This window comes from Streptomyces resistomycificus, assembly GCF_001514265.1.
Taxonomy (GTDB): Bacteria; Actinomycetota; Actinomycetes; order Streptomycetales; family Streptomycetaceae; genus Streptomyces; species Streptomyces resistomycificus.
The window spans coordinates 854,923-872,025 of sequence record NZ_KQ948990.1 but is presented as its reverse complement, the minus strand read 5'-3'; the positions used below and the strand labels follow the sequence as shown (position 1 = coordinate 872,025).

The 17,103-nt window shown below is 69.9% G+C and carries 15 protein-coding genes; 10 read left to right on the top strand and 5 right to left on the bottom strand.

The features are described 5' to 3' along the window. Positions 1–45 precede the first annotated feature (45 nt). From AQJ84_RS13930 to AQJ84_RS13910, 5 genes are all read left to right on the top strand, one after another. Positions 46–723 carry a spermine/spermidine synthase domain-containing protein gene (locus AQJ84_RS13930; protein WP_030038187.1) on the top strand — a complete coding sequence of 226 codons (678 nt, stop codon included), beginning with the start codon at positions 46–48 and terminating at the stop codon, positions 721–723. A 124-nt stretch (positions 724–847) separates the two neighbouring features. Further along, entirely contained in the window at positions 848–1,585 is a 738-nt protein-coding gene (locus AQJ84_RS13925) for a response regulator transcription factor (protein ID WP_030038188.1), read from the top strand. Further along, the gene (locus AQJ84_RS13920; RefSeq protein ID WP_030038189.1) at positions 1,582–2,688 is read left to right on the top strand and encodes a sensor histidine kinase; all 1,107 of its coding nucleotides are present in this window, start codon (positions 1,582–1,584) and stop codon (positions 2,686–2,688) included. Before AQJ84_RS13925 ends, AQJ84_RS13920 begins: the two co-directional genes overlap by 4 nt. A gap of 281 nt (positions 2,689–2,969) precedes the next feature. Further along, positions 2,970–6,782, top strand: a complete 3,813-nt coding sequence (locus AQJ84_RS13915; protein ID WP_053190893.1) for a multifunctional oxoglutarate decarboxylase/oxoglutarate dehydrogenase thiamine pyrophosphate-binding subunit/dihydrolipoyllysine-residue succinyltransferase subunit — start codon at positions 2,970–2,972, stop codon at positions 6,780–6,782. 87 nt (positions 6,783–6,869) lie between these two features. Continuing rightward, on the top strand, positions 6,870–7,049 hold the full coding sequence (locus AQJ84_RS13910; RefSeq protein WP_030038192.1) for a DUF6104 family protein: 180 nt from the start codon (positions 6,870–6,872) through the stop codon (positions 7,047–7,049). A 59-nt stretch (positions 7,050–7,108) separates the two neighbouring features. On the opposite strand, the gene AQJ84_RS13905 is transcribed toward AQJ84_RS13910, so the two are convergent. Next, positions 7,109–7,957 (bottom strand): hypothetical protein, encoded by an 849-nt coding sequence (locus AQJ84_RS13905; RefSeq protein ID WP_030038193.1) that lies wholly within the window; start codon positions 7,955–7,957, stop codon positions 7,109–7,111. Positions 7,958–8,122: 165 nt separating this feature from the next. Here AQJ84_RS13905 and AQJ84_RS13900 point away from each other — a divergent pair, with 165 nt between their 5' ends. Together AQJ84_RS13900 and AQJ84_RS13895 are read left to right on the top strand one after the other, a co-directional pair. Continuing rightward, the gene (locus tag AQJ84_RS13900) at positions 8,123–9,079 is read left to right on the top strand and encodes a DUF4097 family beta strand repeat-containing protein (RefSeq protein ID WP_030038194.1); all 957 of its coding nucleotides are present in this window, start codon (positions 8,123–8,125) and stop codon (positions 9,077–9,079) included. Position 9,080: 1 nt separating this feature from the next. Then, positions 9,081–10,154 carry a PadR family transcriptional regulator gene (locus AQJ84_RS13895; RefSeq protein WP_053190866.1) on the top strand — a complete coding sequence of 358 codons (1,074 nt, stop codon included), beginning with the start codon at positions 9,081–9,083 and terminating at the stop codon, positions 10,152–10,154. 266 nt (positions 10,155–10,420) lie between these two features. Here AQJ84_RS13895 and AQJ84_RS13890 read toward each other — a convergent pair whose 3' ends face one another. From AQJ84_RS13890 to AQJ84_RS13875, 4 genes are all read right to left on the bottom strand, one after another. Beyond that, entirely contained in the window at positions 10,421–10,984 is a 564-nt protein-coding gene (locus tag AQJ84_RS13890; RefSeq protein WP_030038195.1) for a Clp protease N-terminal domain-containing protein, read from the bottom strand. After that, the gene (locus AQJ84_RS13885; protein WP_030038196.1) at positions 10,984–11,193 is read right to left on the bottom strand and encodes a helix-turn-helix domain-containing protein; all 210 of its coding nucleotides are present in this window, start codon (positions 11,191–11,193) and stop codon (positions 10,984–10,986) included. The genes AQJ84_RS13890 and AQJ84_RS13885 overlap by 1 nt, the downstream gene beginning before the upstream one ends. 140 nt (positions 11,194–11,333) lie before the next feature. Then, the gene (locus AQJ84_RS13880) at positions 11,334–12,302 is read right to left on the bottom strand and encodes a zinc-binding dehydrogenase (RefSeq protein WP_030038197.1); all 969 of its coding nucleotides are present in this window, start codon (positions 12,300–12,302) and stop codon (positions 11,334–11,336) included. Positions 12,303–12,480: 178 nt separating this feature from the next. After that, the gene (locus AQJ84_RS13875) at positions 12,481–13,704 is read right to left on the bottom strand and encodes an NAD(P)-dependent malic enzyme (RefSeq protein WP_030038198.1); all 1,224 of its coding nucleotides are present in this window, start codon (positions 13,702–13,704) and stop codon (positions 12,481–12,483) included. A gap of 641 nt (positions 13,705–14,345) precedes the next feature. Here AQJ84_RS13875 and AQJ84_RS13870 point away from each other — a divergent pair. From AQJ84_RS13870 to AQJ84_RS13860, 3 genes are read left to right on the top strand one after another with little or no spacing between them, the layout of a single operon-like run. Beyond that, positions 14,346–15,308: an ABC transporter substrate-binding protein gene (locus AQJ84_RS13870; protein WP_030038199.1), complete on the top strand. Its 963-nt coding sequence runs from the start codon at positions 14,346–14,348 to the stop codon at positions 15,306–15,308. 33 nt (positions 15,309–15,341) lie between these two features. Beyond that, positions 15,342–16,286 (top strand): amino acid ABC transporter permease, encoded by a 945-nt coding sequence (locus AQJ84_RS13865; protein ID WP_030038200.1) that lies wholly within the window; start codon positions 15,342–15,344, stop codon positions 16,284–16,286. Continuing rightward, positions 16,283–17,044: an amino acid ABC transporter ATP-binding protein gene (locus AQJ84_RS13860; protein WP_030038201.1), complete on the top strand. Its 762-nt coding sequence runs from the start codon at positions 16,283–16,285 to the stop codon at positions 17,042–17,044. Before AQJ84_RS13865 ends, AQJ84_RS13860 begins: the two co-directional genes overlap by 4 nt. Positions 17,045–17,103: the final 59 nt, after the last annotated feature.

The following is a 17,103-nucleotide window of genomic DNA, read 5'->3' as shown; positions in this document are numbered from 1 at the left end:
ACACCGACCGCACACGGATCCGCTTCAGGCTGCCAGGATGGGCCGATGCCCACCTCGTACGACATCCCCGAAGTCCTGGACCGCCGTGAGGGCCCGCACGGCGAGGTCGTGCTGCGCAGGCACGGCGAGTTACTGCAGATCATCGCCAACGGCTGCTTCCTCATGGACACCTCCGACGGCCGCTCCGAGCGGCGGCTCGTGGACGCCGCCCTCGACGCGCTCGACGGCCGCACCGGGCCGAGCGTGCTCATCGGCGGCCTCGGCGTCGGCTTCTCACTGGCGCACGCCGCGGCCGATCCCCGCTGGGGCCGGATCACGGTGGTCGAGCGGGAGCGGGCGATCATCGACTGGCACCGTCGCGGGCCGCTGGCCACGCTGTCGGAGCGGGCCCTCGCCGACCCCCGCACCGAAATTGTGGAAACGGATCTAGTCGCATTCGTCAATGAGAGATGCGACACGTTCGACGCGCTGTGCCTGGACATCGACAACGGGCCCGACTGGACGGTCACGGAGGGCAACGGCGGGCTGTACACCGCGGCCGGACTCGCAAGCTGCGCAAGGGCGTTGAGGCCAGGCGGGGTACTGGCGGTGTGGTCGGCCCAGCCCTCTCCGGAATTCGAGGGATCCCTATGGAATGCCGGGTTCCAACAGGTGCGTACCGAAGAGATCCCGGTTGCCCGGGGCGTTCCGGACGTGGTGCATCTCGCCGTCCGACCTGGATAGCAAAGCCGAGGTGACTCCCCGTACTCTGCTTCCCTGACGCCGATCATTCAAGCGTCAAGCGCAGTCATGCGCAGACAAGGGATCACCCCACTGGTTCCGGAATTGCACACCTCAGGGGCGGGCGATGGAGCAGACACACACCTCCCACAACGGCACGGCGGCAACCCAGGGCGCACAGCGCCGGGTACTCGTCGTCGAAGACGATCCGACGATCGTGGACGCCATCGCGACCCGCCTGCGCGCCGAGGGATTCCTCGTGCAAACGGCGGGCGACGGTCCGTCCGCGGTAGACACCGCCGAGGCCTGGCAGCCCGATCTGCTGATCCTCGACATCATGCTGCCCGGCTTCGACGGTCTGGAGGTCTGCCGTCGCGTGCAGGCCGCCCGGCCGGTGCCGGTGATGATGCTCACGGCGCGGGACGACGAGACCGACATGCTGGTCGGGCTCGGCGTCGGCGCCGACGACTACATGACCAAGCCCTTCTCCATGCGGGAGCTGGCCGCGCGCGTGCACGTCCTGCTGCGCCGCGTGGAGCGGGCGGCGATCGCCGCCTCGACCCCGCGCAGCGGCATCCTGCGGCTCGGCGAGCTGGAGATCGACCACGCGCAGCGCCGGGTACGGGTGCGCTCCGAGGACGTCCATCTGACGCCCACGGAGTTCGACCTCCTGGTCTGCCTGGCGAACACCCCGCGCGCGGTGCTCTCCCGTGAGCAGCTGCTGGCCGAGGTGTGGGACTGGGCGGACGCCTCCGGCACCCGCACGGTCGACAGCCACATCAAGGCGCTGCGGCGGAAGATCGGCGCCGAGCGGATCCGCACGGTGCACGGCGTGGGCTACGCCCTGGAGACGCCGACGCCATGAGCGAGGGGCCGGCCGCACCAAGACGCCCCGGGGATCCCTGGGGCGGTGTACGCCCGTTCTCGGTCAAGACCAAGCTCGGCGCCCTGGTCGTCATCTCGGTGCTGATCACCACCGGTCTGCTCATGATCGCGGTGCACACGAAGACGGAACTGCGCTTCATCACGGTCTTCTCGATGATCGCCACGCTGCTGATTACGCAGTTCGTGGCGCATTCGCTCACCGCACCGCTGGACGAGATGAACGCGGTGGCCCGGTCGATCTCGCACGGCGACTACACCCGCCGCGTCCGCGAGAACCGGCGGGACGAGCTCGGCGACCTGGCCCAGACGATCAACCGCATGGCGGACGACCTGGAGGCCCAGGAGCGGCAGCGCAAGGAGCTCGTGGCGAATGTCTCGCACGAGCTGCGCACACCGATCGCGGGCCTCCGGGCGGTTTTGGAGAACATCGTCGACGGCGTCACGGAGGCCGACCCCGAGACGATGCGGACGGCCCTGAAGCAGACCGAGCGCCTGGGGCGTCTGGTGGAGACGCTCCTCGACCTGTCCAGGCTGGACAACGGGGTCGTACCGCTGCGCAGGCGGCGCTTCGAGGTGTGGCCCTACCTGTCGGGGGTGCTGAAGGAGGCCAACATGGTCGCCTCGGCGCGGGCCGGCATCGCCTCCGGGTCCGGCAGCCACACGCGCACGGACGTCCATCTGCACCTCGACGTGACCCCTCCGGAGCTGACCGCGCACGCCGATCCGGAGCGGATCCACCAGGTGGTGGCGAATCTCATCGACAACGCGGTCAAGCACAGCCCGCCGCACGGCCGGGTGACGGTCAGGGCGCGGCGCGGGGCCCTTCCCGAGTCGCTCGAGCTGGAGGTTCTCGACGAGGGCCCCGGCATCCCCCGGTCGGAGTGGCACCGGGTCTTCGAGCGGTTCAACCGCGGCAGCGTGAGCCGGCCGCACGGGCCCGGCAGCGACGGCGGTACGGGCCTCGGCCTGGCGATCGCCCGCTGGGCGGTGGATCTGCACGGCGGCCGGATCGGTGTGGCCGAATCCGAGCGGGGCTGCCGGATTCTCATCAGTCTTCCGGGCCTTCCATCTCTGCCAAGTTGACGTAAAGTTCGAAGCGGAGCCACAAGATCCACGCTCGTCCGTACTGACGGACACGTGTGATCAGGCACAGGCCCGCGCCGTCGTCGCGTCGAGGCCCGCTCCGCGCATCCCGGAAGAAGCGGAACCACGCTTGTTTCCCGCCATTTCCACCCCCGAAACACGCAGTTTCATGTGACTTACACGACGATGGACGGGCCCGGCCTGACCTACCCGGTCTTGGAGGCGTAGCCTTTATTCCCGCTGTCCATCACCTTGTGAAGCGGAAGAGGGCGGTTGCCGCCGTGTCGCCACAGTCCCCCAGTAACTCGAGCATCTCGACCGACGCAGACCAAGCGGGCAAGAATCCCGCAGCGGCCTTCGGTCCCAACGAGTGGCTCGTCGACGAGATCTATCAGCAGTACCTCCAGGACCCGAATTCCGTAGACCGAGCCTGGTGGGACTTCTTCGCCGACTACAAGCCCGGGGCGGCCGCCGCCTCGGCTCCGGCGGGTACTGCGGCCGCGGGGGCCGCAGAGACCACCACCGCCCCGCCCGCGCAGGCCGCCCCGCCGGCCCAGGCGCCCGCTCCGGCTCCGGCCGCTCCGGCTCCCGTGGCCGCCAAGCCCGCGGCCGCCGCTCCGGCGCCCGCGCAGGCCGCCGCACCGGCTCCGGCCAAGGCTCCGGCTCCGGCCGCTAAGCCGGCCGCCGCCAAGCCGAAGGCCGAGCCTGCCGCCGCGTCCCCCGAGGGGCCGGAGTTCGTGACACTGCGCGGCCCGGCCGCCGCGGTCGCGAAGAACATGAACGCCTCCATCGAGGTCCCCACGGCCACGTCCGTGCGCGCGGTCCCGGTGAAGCTGCTCTTCGACAACCGCATCGTCATCAACAACCACCTGAAGCGCGCCCGGGGCGGGAAGATCTCCTTCACCCACCTCATCGGCTACGCGATGGTGCAGGCCATCAAGGCCATGCCGTCCATGAACTACTCCTTCGTGGAGAAGGACGGCAAGCCGACCCTGGTCAAGCCGGAGCACGTCAACTTCGGCCTCGCCATCGACCTGGTGAAGCCCAACGGCGACCGCCAGCTCGTCGTCGCCGGCATCAAGAAGGCCGAGACGCTGAACTTCTTCGAGTTCTGGCAGGCCTACGAGGACATCGTCCGCCGCGCCCGCGACGGCAAGCTGACGATGGACGACTTCACCGGCGTCACGGTCTCCCTGACCAACCCCGGCGGCCTCGGCACCGTGCACTCCGTCCCGCGTCTGATGCCCGGACAGTCGGTCATCATGGGCGTCGGCTCGATGGACTACCCGGCGGAGTTCCAGGGCACCTCCCAGGACACCCTGAACAAGCTCGGCATCTCGAAGGTCATGACGCTCACGTCGACCTACGACCACCGGGTGATCCAGGGCGCCGCCTCCGGCGAGTTCCTGCGCGTCGTCGCCAACTACCTCCTCGGCGAGAACGGCTTCTACGACGACATCTTCGAGGCGCTGCGCATCCCCTACGAGCCGGTCCGCTGGCTCAAGGACATCGACGCCAGCCACGACGACGACGTCACCAAGGCCGCCCGGGTCTTCGAGCTGATCCACTCCTACCGGGTCCGCGGCCACGTCATGGCCGACACCGACCCGCTGGAGTACCGCCAGCGCAAGCACCCCGACCTGGACATCACCGAGCACGGGCTCACGCTGTGGGACCTGGAGCGCGAGTTCGCGGTCGGCGGCTTCGCCGGCAAGTCCCTGATGAAGCTGCGCGACATCCTCGGCGTGCTGCGCGACTCGTACTGCCGCACCACCGGCGTCGAGTTCATGCACATCCAGGACCCGAAGCAGCGCAAGTGGATCCAGGACCGCATCGAGCGCGCGCACACCAAGCCGGAGCGCGAGGAGCAGCTGCGCATCCTGCGCCGGCTGAACGCCGCGGAGGCCTTCGAGACGTTCCTGCAGACGAAGTACGTCGGGCAGAAGCGCTTCTCCCTGGAGGGCGGCGAGTCCGTCATCCCGCTGCTCGACGCGGTGCTGGACTCGGCCGCCGAGTCCCGCCTCGACGAGGTCGTCATCGGCATGGCCCACCGCGGCCGCCTCAACGTCCTCGCCAACATCGTCGGCAAGTCGTACGCGCAGATCTTCCGGGAGTTCGAGGGCAACCTCGACCCGAAGTCGATGCACGGCTCCGGCGACGTGAAGTACCACCTGGGCGCCGAGGGCACCTTCACGGGCCTGGACGGCGAGCAGATCAAGGTCTCGCTGGCCGCGAACCCGTCCCACCTGGAGACGGTCGACCCGGTCATCGAGGGCATCGCCCGGGCCAAGCAGGACATCATCAACAAGGGCGGCACGGACTTCACCGTCCTCCCCGTCGCCCTGCACGGCGACGCGGCCTTCGCGGGCCAGGGCGTGGTGGCCGAGACCCTGAACATGTCGCAGCTGCGCGGCTACCGCACCGGCGGCACGGTCCACATCGTCATCAACAACCAGGTCGGTTTCACGGCGGCTCCCGAGTCGTCGCGGTCCTCGATGTACGCCACGGACGTGGCCCGCATGATCGAGGCCCCGATCTTCCACGTGAACGGCGACGACCCCGAGGCGGTCGTCCGCGTCGCGCGCCTGGCCTTCGAGTTCCGCCAGGCGTTCAACAAGGACGTCGTGATCGACCTCATCTGCTACCGCCGCCGCGGTCACAACGAGTCGGACAACCCGGCGTTCACGCAGCCGCTGATGTACGACCTGATCGACAAGAAGCGCTCGGTGCGCAAGCTGTACACCGAGTCCCTGATCGGTCGCGGCGACATCACCCTGGAAGAGGCCGAGCAGGCCCTGCAGGACTACCAGGGTCAGCTGGAGAAGGTCTTCACGGAGGTCCGCGAGGCCGTCACCGCCCAGCCGAGCACGGGTCCGGTGTCCGACCCGCAGGCGGAGTTCCCGGTCGCCGTGAACACCGCGATCTCCACGGAGGTCGTGAAGCGGATCGCCGAGTCGCAGGTCAACATCCCCGACTACTTCCACGTGCACCCGCGTCTGCTGCCCCAGCTGCAGCGCCGGGCGTCGATGGTCGAGGACGGCACCATCGACTGGGGCATGGGCGAGACCCTCGCGGTCGGCTCCCTCCTCCTGGAGGGCACCCCGGTCCGGCTGTCCGGCCAGGACTCCCAGCGGGGCACCTTCGGTCAGCGCCACGCGGTCCTCATCGACCGTGAGACGGGCGAGGAGCACACCCCGCTCCAGTACCTCGCCGAGGACCAGTCGCGCTACAACGTCTACAACTCCCTGCTGTCCGAGTACGCGGTCATGGGCTTCGAGTACGGCTACTCGCTGGCCCGCCCCGACGCGCTGGTGATGTGGGAGGCGCAGTTCGGCGACTTCGTCAACGGCGCACAGACGGTGGTCGACGAGTACATCTCGGCGGCCGAGCAGAAGTGGGGCCAGACGAGCGGCGTCACGCTCCTCCTGCCCCACGGCTACGAGGGCCAGGGCCCGGACCACTCCTCGGCCCGCGTCGAGCGGTTCCTCCAGCTCTGCGCCCAGAACAACATGACGGTCGCGATGCCCACGCTCCCGTCGAACTACTTCCACCTTCTGCGCTGGCAGGTGCACAACCCGCACCACAAGCCGCTGATCGTCTTCACCCCGAAGTCGATGCTGCGCCTCAAGGCCGCGGCCTCGAAGGCGGAGGAGTTCACGAGCGGCCAGTTCCGCCCGGTCATCGGCGACGCGTCGGTCGACCCGGCCGCGGTCAAGAAGGTCGTCTTCTGCGCCGGCAAGGTCTACTACGACCTCGACGCCGAGCGTCAGAAGCGCGGCGTGACGGACACCGCGATCATCCGCATCGAGCGCCTGTACCCGCTGCCGGGTGCCGAGCTCCAGGCCGAGATCGCCAAGTACCCGAACGCCGAGAAGTACCTCTGGGCCCAGGAGGAACCGGCCAACCAGGGTGCCTGGCCGTTCATCGCCCTCAACCTCATCGACCACCTCGACCTGGCGGTCGGCGCGGACGTCCCCCACGGGGAGCGCCTGCGTCGCATCTCCCGCCCGCACGGCTCCTCGCCGGCGGTCGGCTCCGCGAAGCGGCACCAGGCCGAGCAGGAGCAGTTGGTGCGTGAGGTCTTCGAGGCGTAACCGCTCTCGCGCAGGCCGTACGTGACCGGGCCGCATCCCTCTGCGAGGGGTGCGGCCCGGTCGTTCGCGCCCACTTATCCTTGAGCCATGTACTTCACGGACCGTGGCATCGAAGAGCTGGAGAAGAGGCGCGGCGCGGAGGAGGTCACCCTGGAGTGGCTCGCCGAGCAGCTGCGGACGTTCGTCGACCTGAACCCGGACTTCGAGGTGCCGGTGGAGCGGCTGGCGACCTGGCTGGCGCGGCTGGACGACGAGGACGACGAGTAGACGCCGGTCGGTTCGGCTCATGTGCGGGGCGCCTGTGGGGCGCCCCGTTTGTCATGGCGTCAGTCGGGCGGATGGGCCAGTCCGTACGCCAGACCGAGCGCGCCGTGCGCCAGCAGCAGCGCTCCCGCCGTGGTCCAGCCACCGCTGCGGCGCCGTAGGCCCCAGGCGGCGAGCGGGAGGCCCGCCGCCATCTGGGCGAGGGCCAGGAGGCGGGCTCTGGGGTCTCCCGACCAGGGGAACCAAGGGCCGAAACGGGCGTGGGTCGCGGCTTCGAGCTCCGCTCGGACCGCGTCGCGCCAGCCGGGCCATTCGACGGGGCGGGCGTCCGGCTGGGCGCCCGCGGCCGCGCGGAGGCGGTCGGCGGACTCCCCGGGGGCGAGGCCCGCGGGAAGGGTGACTCCCACGCGTGTGAGGACGGCGAGCAGGGCCCGCAGACGGGCGGGTGCGTCGGTCGCGGAGGCCGGTTCGGTGAGCCGGTAGAGGGTCTGCACGTCGAGCACCGGGTCGAGGCCGATACGGGCGGCGAAGGTGCGCATGGCCTCGTCCTCGCCCGCCGGGGTGCCGTTGGCCAGCCAGACGTAGCCGACGGGACGGCGGAAGCCGGTGGCCAGGGTGTAGCCGGCGCGGTCCGCGTCCCACCACAGGGCGAGGACGGGCCAGGGGGCGCCGACGGCCAGGGCGGTGGCCCAGCCCGTCAGGACGCGGTCGACGGGTTCGCCGTCCTCCAGCCAGGGCGTGCCCTCGGGGACGAGGACGCTCCACTCCTCGCCCGCGCGCGTGAGCAGCATGGGTTCGCGCAGCAGCCGGGCCACGGGAGCGACGGAATCGGGCTCCGCACGGCAGAGCAGCAGGGCGCCGGGGGTACGGCCCGGGGCGGCGGGAGCGGTTCGTGAAGATTCCGTCGGCATGGTCACACGCTAGGACGATTCGCCCGTTTCGGTCACTCGGGAGCTTCCGGAGCGACGTTCGAGCCCGAGGATCCCCGGAACGGGTGTCTTGACTTTCCGTGTCCGCGATATATCGTGAATGCCAGGAGACGCGATATGGCGCGTTGCTACGGGGAGGTCGCACCGATGTCCGAGTGGTCCGTCACAGAGCCGACGAAGCTCACCTTCGACGATCCGGTCACCACCCTCCGCGTCCGCGTCGTCGACGGAACAGTGAACGTGGTGGGCACCGACGAGGGTTCCGCCCGCCTGGAGATCTCCGAGATCGAGGGCCCGCCCCTGATCGTGACCCAGGAAGCCGGCACGCTCACCGTGGCGTACGACGACCTGCCCTGGAAGGGCTTCCTCAAGTGGCTCGACCGGAAGGGCTGGCGCCGCAGCGCGGTCGTCTCTCTCGCCGTGCCGGCCGACACCCAGGTCGAGGTGGGCGTGATCAGCGCGGGGGCCGTCGTCTCCGGGCTGCGCGGGACGTCCGTGGTGAAGGGGGTCAACGGCGACACGACACTCGTCGGGCTCTCCGGCCCGGTCCGCGCCGACACCGTCTCCGGGAACCTCGAGGCTCAGGCCGTCACCGGCGACCTCCGCTTCAACTCCGTCTCCGGCGACCTGACCGTCGTCGACGGCTCGGGGTCCTCCGTGCGGGCCGACTCGGTCAGCGGCTCCATGATCGTCGATCTCGATCCGGACGGCCCGACCGACGTCCGGCTGACCAGCATCTCGGGCGAGATCGCGATCAGGCTGCCCCAGCCCGCGGACACCGAGGTCGAGGCCAACACCGCGAGCGGCACGATCTCCAACGCCTTCGAGGGACTCCGCGTACACGGCCAGTGGGGCGCGCACAAGATCACCGGCCGTCTCGGTCCGGGCAACGGCAAGCTGCGGGCCACGACCATCTCCGGCTCCATCGCCCTCCTGCGCCGGCCACCCCGGGAGGACGAGCCGTGGGACGACCTCACGGACCTGCCCGCCGACGACCCGGCCAACCGCCCGCGGGACACGTCGGGAGACAATTCCGGTTCCGGCCGGGACGGCGGCTCCACCAGCACTCCGGCCGACGGTACGACCGACAAGAAGGTGCTCTGACATGCCCCCCGTCTTCGCCCACGGCCGCCTCCGCCTCTACCTGCTGAAGCTGCTCGACGAGGCTCCGCGCCACGGCTACGAGGTGATCCGCCTCCTGGAGGAGCGCTTCCAGGGGCTGTACGCACCGTCCGCGGGCACCGTGTACCCCCGGCTGTCCAAGCTGGAGGCCGAGGGCCTGGTCACCCACACCACCGAGGGCGGCCGCAAGGTGTACGCCATCACGGACGCGGGCCGCGCCGAGCTGGCCGACCGCAGCGGTGAACTGGCCGACCTCGAGCTGGAGATCCGCGAGTCGGTCGCGGAACTCGCCGCCGAGATCCGGGCCGACGTGCGCGGCGCGGCGGGCGACCTGCGGCGCGAGATGCGGGCGGCCGCCTCCGAGGCCCGCCGGGGAACGGGCGCCGAGGCCGGCGGCGGTGAACAGGCCGGCCCCTTGGGGGACTTCACGGACTACACCGACAAGGAGGCGTGGCGCGCCGCCAGGGAGGAGATGCGCCGCGTCAAGCAGGAGTGGAAGGAACAGGCCCGGCGCGCCAAGGACGAGAGCCGCCGGGCGAGGGACGAGGCCCAGCGGGCCCGCCGTCAGGCCAAGGAGGCGCAGGACCGGGCCCGGGAGCAGGCACAGGAGGAGGTGCAGCGCATCGCCCGACGGGTTCAGGAGCAGGTGCAGGACCATTTCGCGCGGGGCGACTGGCCGACCGGGGTGCGCGAAGGGCTCACCGAACTGGCCAAGGAGTTCGGCGAGTTCGGGAAGGACTACGGCAAGGAGTTCGGCAAGGACTTCGGCTTCGGGCGGGGCTTCGGCAACGCGGAGAAGGCCGCGCCGGCGTCGGCGCCCGAGTACTCCCACACCCCGGAGGACTTCCCGGCCGAGTACGAGCCGGCGTGGGCCCATGAGGACCCCACCGGCGACCCGGCCCGCGACATGGACCGTCTGCTCGACCGCTTCCGGGACGACATCCGCGACGCGGCCCGGGACCACGGCGTCACCCCCGACCAGGTCCGCGACGCCCGCCGCCACCTCTCGACGGCGGCGGCCCACATCGGGGCGCTGCTGCGGACACCGAAGGCCTGAGCGAGGCACGTTCGGCACCGCCACCGAGCCCATCGGCTGCCCAGCGCGGCCGATGGGCTCGACAACGTCGCCGACGGGCTCGGCAGGGCTCGACAACGTCGCCGGAGGATTCCCGGCCAGGCGACCCCCGCCCTCGCGTCAGCCCGCCCCAGCCTCGGCCTGCGCCCCAGCCAGCCCGCCCGCGCCCTAGTCAGTCTGCGCCCCAGCCCGCCCGCGCCCCAGTCAGTCTGCGCCCCAGCCCGCCCGCACCTCGGCCTGACCTCGCCTCAGCCCGCCTGCGCCTCTCCCCCGCCGTACAGCACCCGCGTCAGCGTCTCGTACGTCACGCCGTGGTCGGCGAGGATCTCCGCGGGCACGCCGGGGCAGGCGGTCAGGGCCAGCAGGATGTGTTCGTCGCCGACATGGCGGTCGCGGCGGGCGACGGCGATGCGCAGGGACCGCTCCAGGACCTCCTTGGCGTCCCTCCCGAAAGTGCGGCGCCCCGACCACCAGCCCTTGTCCTTGCGGTCGCCGGACATCGCGCCGACGCCGTGCACCTCCTCCACCCGGGCGACGATCTCCGAGACGTCGATGCCGAGACCCGCGAGGGCGTCGGCCTCGGCCTGGGACAGACCCGCCCGCCGCCGGGACTCGGTCAGGGCCTGCCGTACCGAGTCCTTGCGCTCGGTGAGCCCCAGCGCGGCCAGCCCGAAGGAGGCGCGCGAGGCCTCCCCGTCCAGCAGGGCGAGCAGGACGTGTTCCGCCTCCACGGACCGCGCCCCCGCCCCCTCGGCGTGCTCGGCCGCCCCGCGCACCACGTCCCGGGCGTCCTTCGTCAACCGCTCGAACATCAATGCCTCCCGTACTTCTTGTGCACGGCCTGCCTGCTCACACCGAGTTCCGCGGCGATCTCCTGCCACGACCAGCCCTGATGGCGCGCACTGCGCACCTGCACCGCCTCCAACTGCTCCAGCAGCCTGCGCAGCGCGGCGACGGCGCGCAGGCCGACCCGGGGGTCTCGGTCGCCAGCACGCTCGGCGAGATCCGTTGCTTCGGTCATGACGTCAACCTACGTTGACATCACCCGACTGTCAATCAATGTTGACAAGATGCGGGCGAAGGGACGGCAAGACTGACGGCCGGCCCGGAAACCGGACCGGCCGTCAGCAGGCGAGGGAGAGGGAGGGGAGGAGGGAGGCGCTACTGGCCGTTCGTGAGGACGATCTTGCCGAAAAGGTCCCCGGACGCGAGGCGTTCGAAGCCCTCGCGGGCGCGGTCGAGCGGGAGCACCTCGTCGATGACGGGACGTACACCCGTGGCGGCACAGAAGGAGAGCAGGTCCTCCAGCTCGTCCTTGGTGCCCATGGTGGAGCCGACGATCTTGAGCTCCAGGAAGAAGATCCGGGTGAGCTCGGCGTGCGAGGGACGGTCACCGCTGGTCGCGCCGGAGATCACCAGCGTTCCCCCGGGCCGCAGCGACTTCACCGAGTGCGACCAGGTGGCCGCGCCGACCGTCTCGATAACGGCGTCGACGCGCTGCGGCAGCCGCGCGCCCGGCTCCAACGCCTCCACGGCACCCAGCTCGAGGGCCCGCTTCCGCTTGGCCTCGTCCCGGCTGGTCGCGAAGACCCGCAGCCCGGCCGCCTTCGCCAGCACGATCGCCGCCGTGGCGACACCGCCGCCGGCGCCCTGCACGAGGACGGAGTCGCCGGGACGCACGCCGGCGTTGGTGAACAGCATCCGGTACGCCGTCAGCCATGCGGTGGGCAGACAGGCGGCCTCCTCGAAGGAGAGCCCCTTGGGCTTGGGGAGGAGGTTCCAGGTCGGTACGGCGACCTGCTCGGCGAAGGTGCCCTGGTAGCGCTCGGTGAGGATGGAGCGGGGCTCCGCGGGGCCGACGCCGTGGCCGGTCTGGCCGATGACGGAGTGCAGGACGACCTCGTTGCCGTCCTGGTCGACGCCGGCGGCGTCGCAGCCGAGGATCATCGGCAGTTTGTCCTCCGCGAGGCCCACGCCGCGCAGGGACCAGAGGTCGTGGTGGTTGAGGGAGGCGGCCCTGACGTCGACGACGCTCCAGCCGGGGCGGGGTCCGGGGGCCGGGCGCTCCCCCGACTCCAGGCCGGAGAGCGGCCGGTCGCGGTCGATTCGGGCGGCGTAGACAGCGAACATGACCTTGACGATAGGTGTCGGCGGCGGGCGGGCGGAACCGTGGCGGGCTGTGACACACGCCCTCTTGTCAGGTGCCCGGCCTGTGCCCACCCGCGAGCCCGTGCCACCCGAACGGGCGGGCGGGCGGGTAAAAAAATGGCCCCGCCCAAACGGACGGGGCCATTCGGCGCACAGCACCTCAGCGCCGGGCGACACCTTCCGCTCGCGCCGCCGCGGCCACCGCCGCCGTCACCGCAGGCGCCACCCGCTCGTCGAACGGCGACGGAATCACGTAGTCCGCCGCGAGGTCGTCCCCGACCACCGACGCCAGCGCCTCCGCGGCCGCGATCTTCATGCCCTCGGTGATGCGGGAGGCCCGCACCTGGAGCGCACCCGCGAAGATCCCGGGGAACGCCAGCACGTTGTTGATCTGGTTCGGGAAGTCGGACCGCCCGGTCGCCACGACCGCCGCGTACTTGCGCGCGACATCAGGGTGGACCTCGGGGGTGGGGTTGGCCATGGCGAAGACGAAGGCGCCCTCGGCCATCGAGGCCACCGCCGGCTCCGGCACCGTACCGCCGGAGACACCGACGAAGACGTCGGCGCCCTCCAGGGCCGCCTCCAGCGATCCGGTGATCCCGGCCTTGTTGGTGAAGCCGGCCAGCTCACGCTTGACCGAGGTCAGGTCGTCCCGGTCGGCGGACACGATGCCCTTGCGGTCCGCCACGGCCACGTCGCCGATGCCGGCCTCGACCAGCATCTTCGCGATGGCGACACCGGCCGCGCCGGCGCCCGAGATGACAACCCGCAGCTCCCCGATCCCACGACCGGTGAGCTTCGCCGCGTTCCGCAGCGCGGCCAGCGTCACGACCGCCGTACCGTGCTGGTCGTCGTGGAAGACCGGGATGTCCAGCTGCTCCTGGAGCTTGCGCTCGATCTCGAAGCACCGCGGCGCCGAGATGTCCTCCAGGTTCACACCGCCGAAGGACGGCGCGAGCCGGACCACGGTCTCGACGATCTCGTCGACGCCCGTGCAGTTCAGCGCGATCGGGACGGCGTCCACGCCGCCGAACTGCTTGAACAGGATCGCCTTGCCCTCCATCACCGGGAGGGAGGCCTCGGGACCGATGTCACCGAGTCCGAGCACGGCAGTACCGTCCGTCACGACGGCGACGACCGAGGACTTCCACGTGTAGTCGTGGACCAGCTCGGGCTGCTCGGCGATCGCGCTGCACACCTTCGCGACGCCGGGCGTGTACGCCAGGGACAGGTCGTCCTTGTCGCGGATCGGCACGGTGGCCTGCACGGCCATCTTGCCGCCGCGGTGCAGCGCGAACGCCGGATCGAAGGAATCGAGGGGCTCGGCCTCGCCTTCCTGGTCCGTACTGCTGTCGCTGCGAGGATTGACGATCTCCGCTGCCACTTTGTCTTACCCCTTAGGTCTGCATGGTTTGAGGGTGGCCACTCCTGGTTGAGAAGTGGGCGGGCACCGCGTACGGCCCTTGAAACGATGCTGCGTACGGGGGTACGTACGAGCCCTACGCGACGGGCGCGCCGCACACGCGCCCTGAGCCCCGGATGAGGGGTGTAAAGAACCTTCTTACCGGACGGACCGCACCGACGACGAGTCCAATACGTGCAAGGTCACATGGCGGAAGGCGAACATCCACTTGCCGGTGACATGAATCATGCGACATACCGGGACAACCGCTCAAGATCCGCTTGACGGTCGTTCGAGTGGCGCTCGAACCGCTCCGACCTGCGACGCGGCGGCGTCCGCATCCCGAGATAGACCGAAGATATTGCGGCCGGAACGGAAGATTCCCGCAGATGGTGCGGCCAGGATGTACCAACCTGGTGTGGTTCGGGGGTCGCCCGTTATCCGATTTTGACATGGCTGCCCCCCAGAATGCCCCAGTCCGAATGGCAAGATGCCGTCATCACACGAGGTCGCGACACTCGAAGACGTGTGCTCTCGTCGACCCAGGACCCAAGGCACCTGCCGAACCCATCGGCAGTTGTCCGCCCCATCGGCAACTCCACCCATCCGCCGGAGGACCCACCATGACCGCAAGCTCCACCCGTCGTTCGACCGCCACGCACAACCGTCTGGCAGCGGTCGGTGCGATCGCGGTCGCGGGCGCCCTGCTGCTCACCGGCTGCGGTGACCAGACCAAGGACAGCGGCGCGGAAAGCACCGACACCACCTCGGCGAGCGCGGCCCCGCTGGCCGACAAGCTGCCGAAGTCGATCCGCGACGCGGGCGTCGTCAAGGTCGGTTCCGACATCGCCTACGCGCCGGTCGAGTTCAAGGACAGCTCCGGCAAGACGGTCGGTATCGACCCCGACCTCGCCGCAGCCATGGGCAAGCAGCTCGGCGTGACGTTCGAGTTCGAGAACGGCACCTTCGACACCCTGATCACGGGTCTGCGCTCCAAGCGCTACGACATCGCCATGTCCGCGATGACCGACACCAAGGACCGTCAGGAGGGCATCGACTCCGACACCGGCAAGAAGGTCGGCGAGGGCGTCGACTTCGTCGACTACTTCACCGCCGGTGTCTCGATCTACACCAAGAAGGGTGACGACCAGGGCATCAAGACCTGGTCCGACCTGTGCGGCAAGAAGATCGTGGTGCAGCGCGGCACGGTCTCGGAGGACCTCGCCAAGGCCGAGGCGAAGAAGTGCACCGGCGGCAAGACGATCTCCATCCAGGCCTTCGACAACGACCAGCAGGCCCAGACCCGCCTGCGCGCGGGCGGCGCCGATGCCGGCTCCTCCGACTTCCCGGTCGCCGCGTACGCCGTGAAGACCTCCGGTGGCGGCAACGACTTCCAGATCGTCGGCGAGCAGGTCGAGGCCGCCCCGTACGGCATCGCGGTCGCCAAGGACAACACCCAGCTGCGAGACGCTCTGCAGGCCGCGCTGGACGCGATCATCAAGAACGGCGAGTACGACAAGATCATCTCGAAGTGGGGCGTCGCAGACGGCGCCGTCAAGGAAGCCACCATCAACGGCGGCAAGTGACCGCGCGGTCTGCGGCACTGAAAGGCAACACCCGTGACTGCTGACATCGACAAGACGGACGGGCCGGCGGACACCCCGTCGGCCGGCCCGGAGGCCATCAAGGCCATCCCGGTCCGTCACTACGGGCGGTACGTCTCCGCCGTCATCGCCATCGCCGCGCTGGGCGGCGTCATCTACGCGTTCTCCCAGGGCAGGATCAACTGGGGCGCGATCCCGGACTACTTCTTCAACGACCGCATCCTCAGCGGCGTGGGCAAGACACTCCTGCTCACCGTGCTGTGCATGATCATCGGCGTCGTCGGCGGCATCCTGCTCGCGGTGATGCGCCTGTCGAAGAACCCGGTCACCTCGTCCATCGCGTGGTTCTACATCTGGTTCTTCCGCGGTACCCCGGTCCTGGTCCAGCTGATCGTCTGGTTCAACCTGGGCCTGGTCTTCGAGTACATCAACCTCGGGCCGATCTACAAGGACGAGTGGTCGCAGTTCATGACCCCGTTCCTGACGGCGCTGCTGGGCCTCGGCCTCAACGAGGCGGCCTACATGGCGGAGATCTGCCGGGCCGGCCTGCTCTCGGTCGACGAGGGCCAGACCGAGGCGTCGCAGGCGCTGGGCATGAGCCACGGCAAGACGCTGCGCCGGATCGTCGTCCCGCAGGCGATGCGCGTGATCGTGCCGCCCACGGGCAACGAGGTCATCAACATGCTGAAGACGACCTCGCTGGTGTCCGTGGTCCAGTACTCGGAGCTGCTGCGCGTCGCCCAGGACATCGGCCAGACCTCCGGCGCCCCGGCCGAGATGCTGTTCCTCGCCGCAGCCTGGTACCTGGTGCTGACCTCGGTCTTCAGCGTCGGCCAGTACTACCTGGAGCGGTACTACGCCCGCGGTTCGAGCCGCAGTCTGCCGGCCACGCCGTTCCAGAAGATCAGGGCGAACCTGCTGTCCCTGTCGAACCGTTCGTCGGCGGGAGGTACCGCATGACCGCCATGGTGAAGGCCGAGGGCGTCCACAAGTCCTTCGGTCTGGTCGAGGTCCTCAAGGGCATCGACCTGGAAGTGAAGTCCGGCGAGGTGTTCTGCCTCATCGGCCCCTCCGGCTCCGGCAAGTCCACGTTCCTCAGGTGCATCAACCACCTGGAGAAGATCAACGCCGGCCGGCTGTACGTCGACGGCGAGCTGGTCGGCTACCGCCAGAAGGGCGACAAGCTCTACGAGCTCAAGGACAGCGAGGTCGCGCTCAAGCGCCGGGACATCGGCATGGTCTTCCAGCGCTTCAACCTGTTCCCGCACATGACGGCCGTGGAGAACGTCATGGAGGCCCCGGTCCAGGTCAAGGGCGTGAGCCGGGCCCAGGCCCGGGAGCGGGCACAGGATCTGCTCGACCGTGTCGGTCTCGCCGACAAGGCCGGCAGCTACCCGTCGCAGCTCTCCGGCGGCCAGCAGCAGCGCGTGGCGATCGCCCGTGCGCTGGCCATGGACCCGAAGCTGATGCTCTTCGACGAGCCGACCTCGGCTCTCGACCCGGAGCTGGTCGGTGACGTCCTCGACGTCATGCGCGACCTCGCCGAGTCGGGCATGACGATGATCGTCGTCACCCACGAGATGGGCTTCGCCCGCGAGGTGGGCGACAGCCTGGTGTTCATGGACGGCGGCGTGGTGGTCGAGTCCGGCGACCCGCGCGAGGTCCTGACGAACCCGCGGCACGAGCGGACGCAGGCGTTCCTGTCGAAGGTGCTGTAGCGACACGTGAGAAGGGAGGGGCGGTACGGGGTTCCCGTACCGCCCCTCCCGTGTGCGGT

Excerpts from the sequence above, each read along its gene's own strand:
- AQJ84_RS13895 (WP_053190866.1), top strand. The coding sequence starts at position 9,081 with ATGCCCCCCGTCTTCGCCCACGGCCGCCTCCGCCTCTACCTGCTGAAG.
- AQJ84_RS13885 (WP_030038196.1), bottom strand. The coding sequence starts at position 11,193 with ATGACCGAAGCAACGGATCTCGCCGAGCGTGCTGGCGACCGAGACCCC.
- AQJ84_RS13905 (WP_030038193.1), bottom strand. The coding sequence starts at position 7,957 with ATGCCGACGGAATCTTCACGAACCGCTCCCGCCGCCCCGGGCCGTACC.
- AQJ84_RS13880 (WP_030038197.1), bottom strand. The coding sequence starts at position 12,302 with ATGTTCGCTGTCTACGCCGCCCGAATCGACCGCGACCGGCCGCTCTCC.
- AQJ84_RS13925 (WP_030038188.1), top strand. The coding sequence starts at position 848 with ATGGAGCAGACACACACCTCCCACAACGGCACGGCGGCAACCCAGGGC.
- AQJ84_RS13870 (WP_030038199.1), top strand. The coding sequence starts at position 14,346 with ATGACCGCAAGCTCCACCCGTCGTTCGACCGCCACGCACAACCGTCTG.
- AQJ84_RS13890 (WP_030038195.1), bottom strand. The coding sequence starts at position 10,984 with ATGTTCGAGCGGTTGACGAAGGACGCCCGGGACGTGGTGCGCGGGGCG.
- AQJ84_RS13900 (WP_030038194.1), top strand. The coding sequence starts at position 8,123 with ATGTCCGAGTGGTCCGTCACAGAGCCGACGAAGCTCACCTTCGACGAT.
- AQJ84_RS13860 (WP_030038201.1), top strand. The coding sequence starts at position 16,283 with ATGACCGCCATGGTGAAGGCCGAGGGCGTCCACAAGTCCTTCGGTCTG.
- AQJ84_RS13910 (WP_030038192.1), top strand. The coding sequence starts at position 6,870 with ATGTACTTCACGGACCGTGGCATCGAAGAGCTGGAGAAGAGGCGCGGC.
- AQJ84_RS13930 (WP_030038187.1), top strand. The coding sequence starts at position 46 with ATGCCCACCTCGTACGACATCCCCGAAGTCCTGGACCGCCGTGAGGGC.
- AQJ84_RS13920 (WP_030038189.1), top strand. The coding sequence starts at position 1,582 with ATGAGCGAGGGGCCGGCCGCACCAAGACGCCCCGGGGATCCCTGGGGC.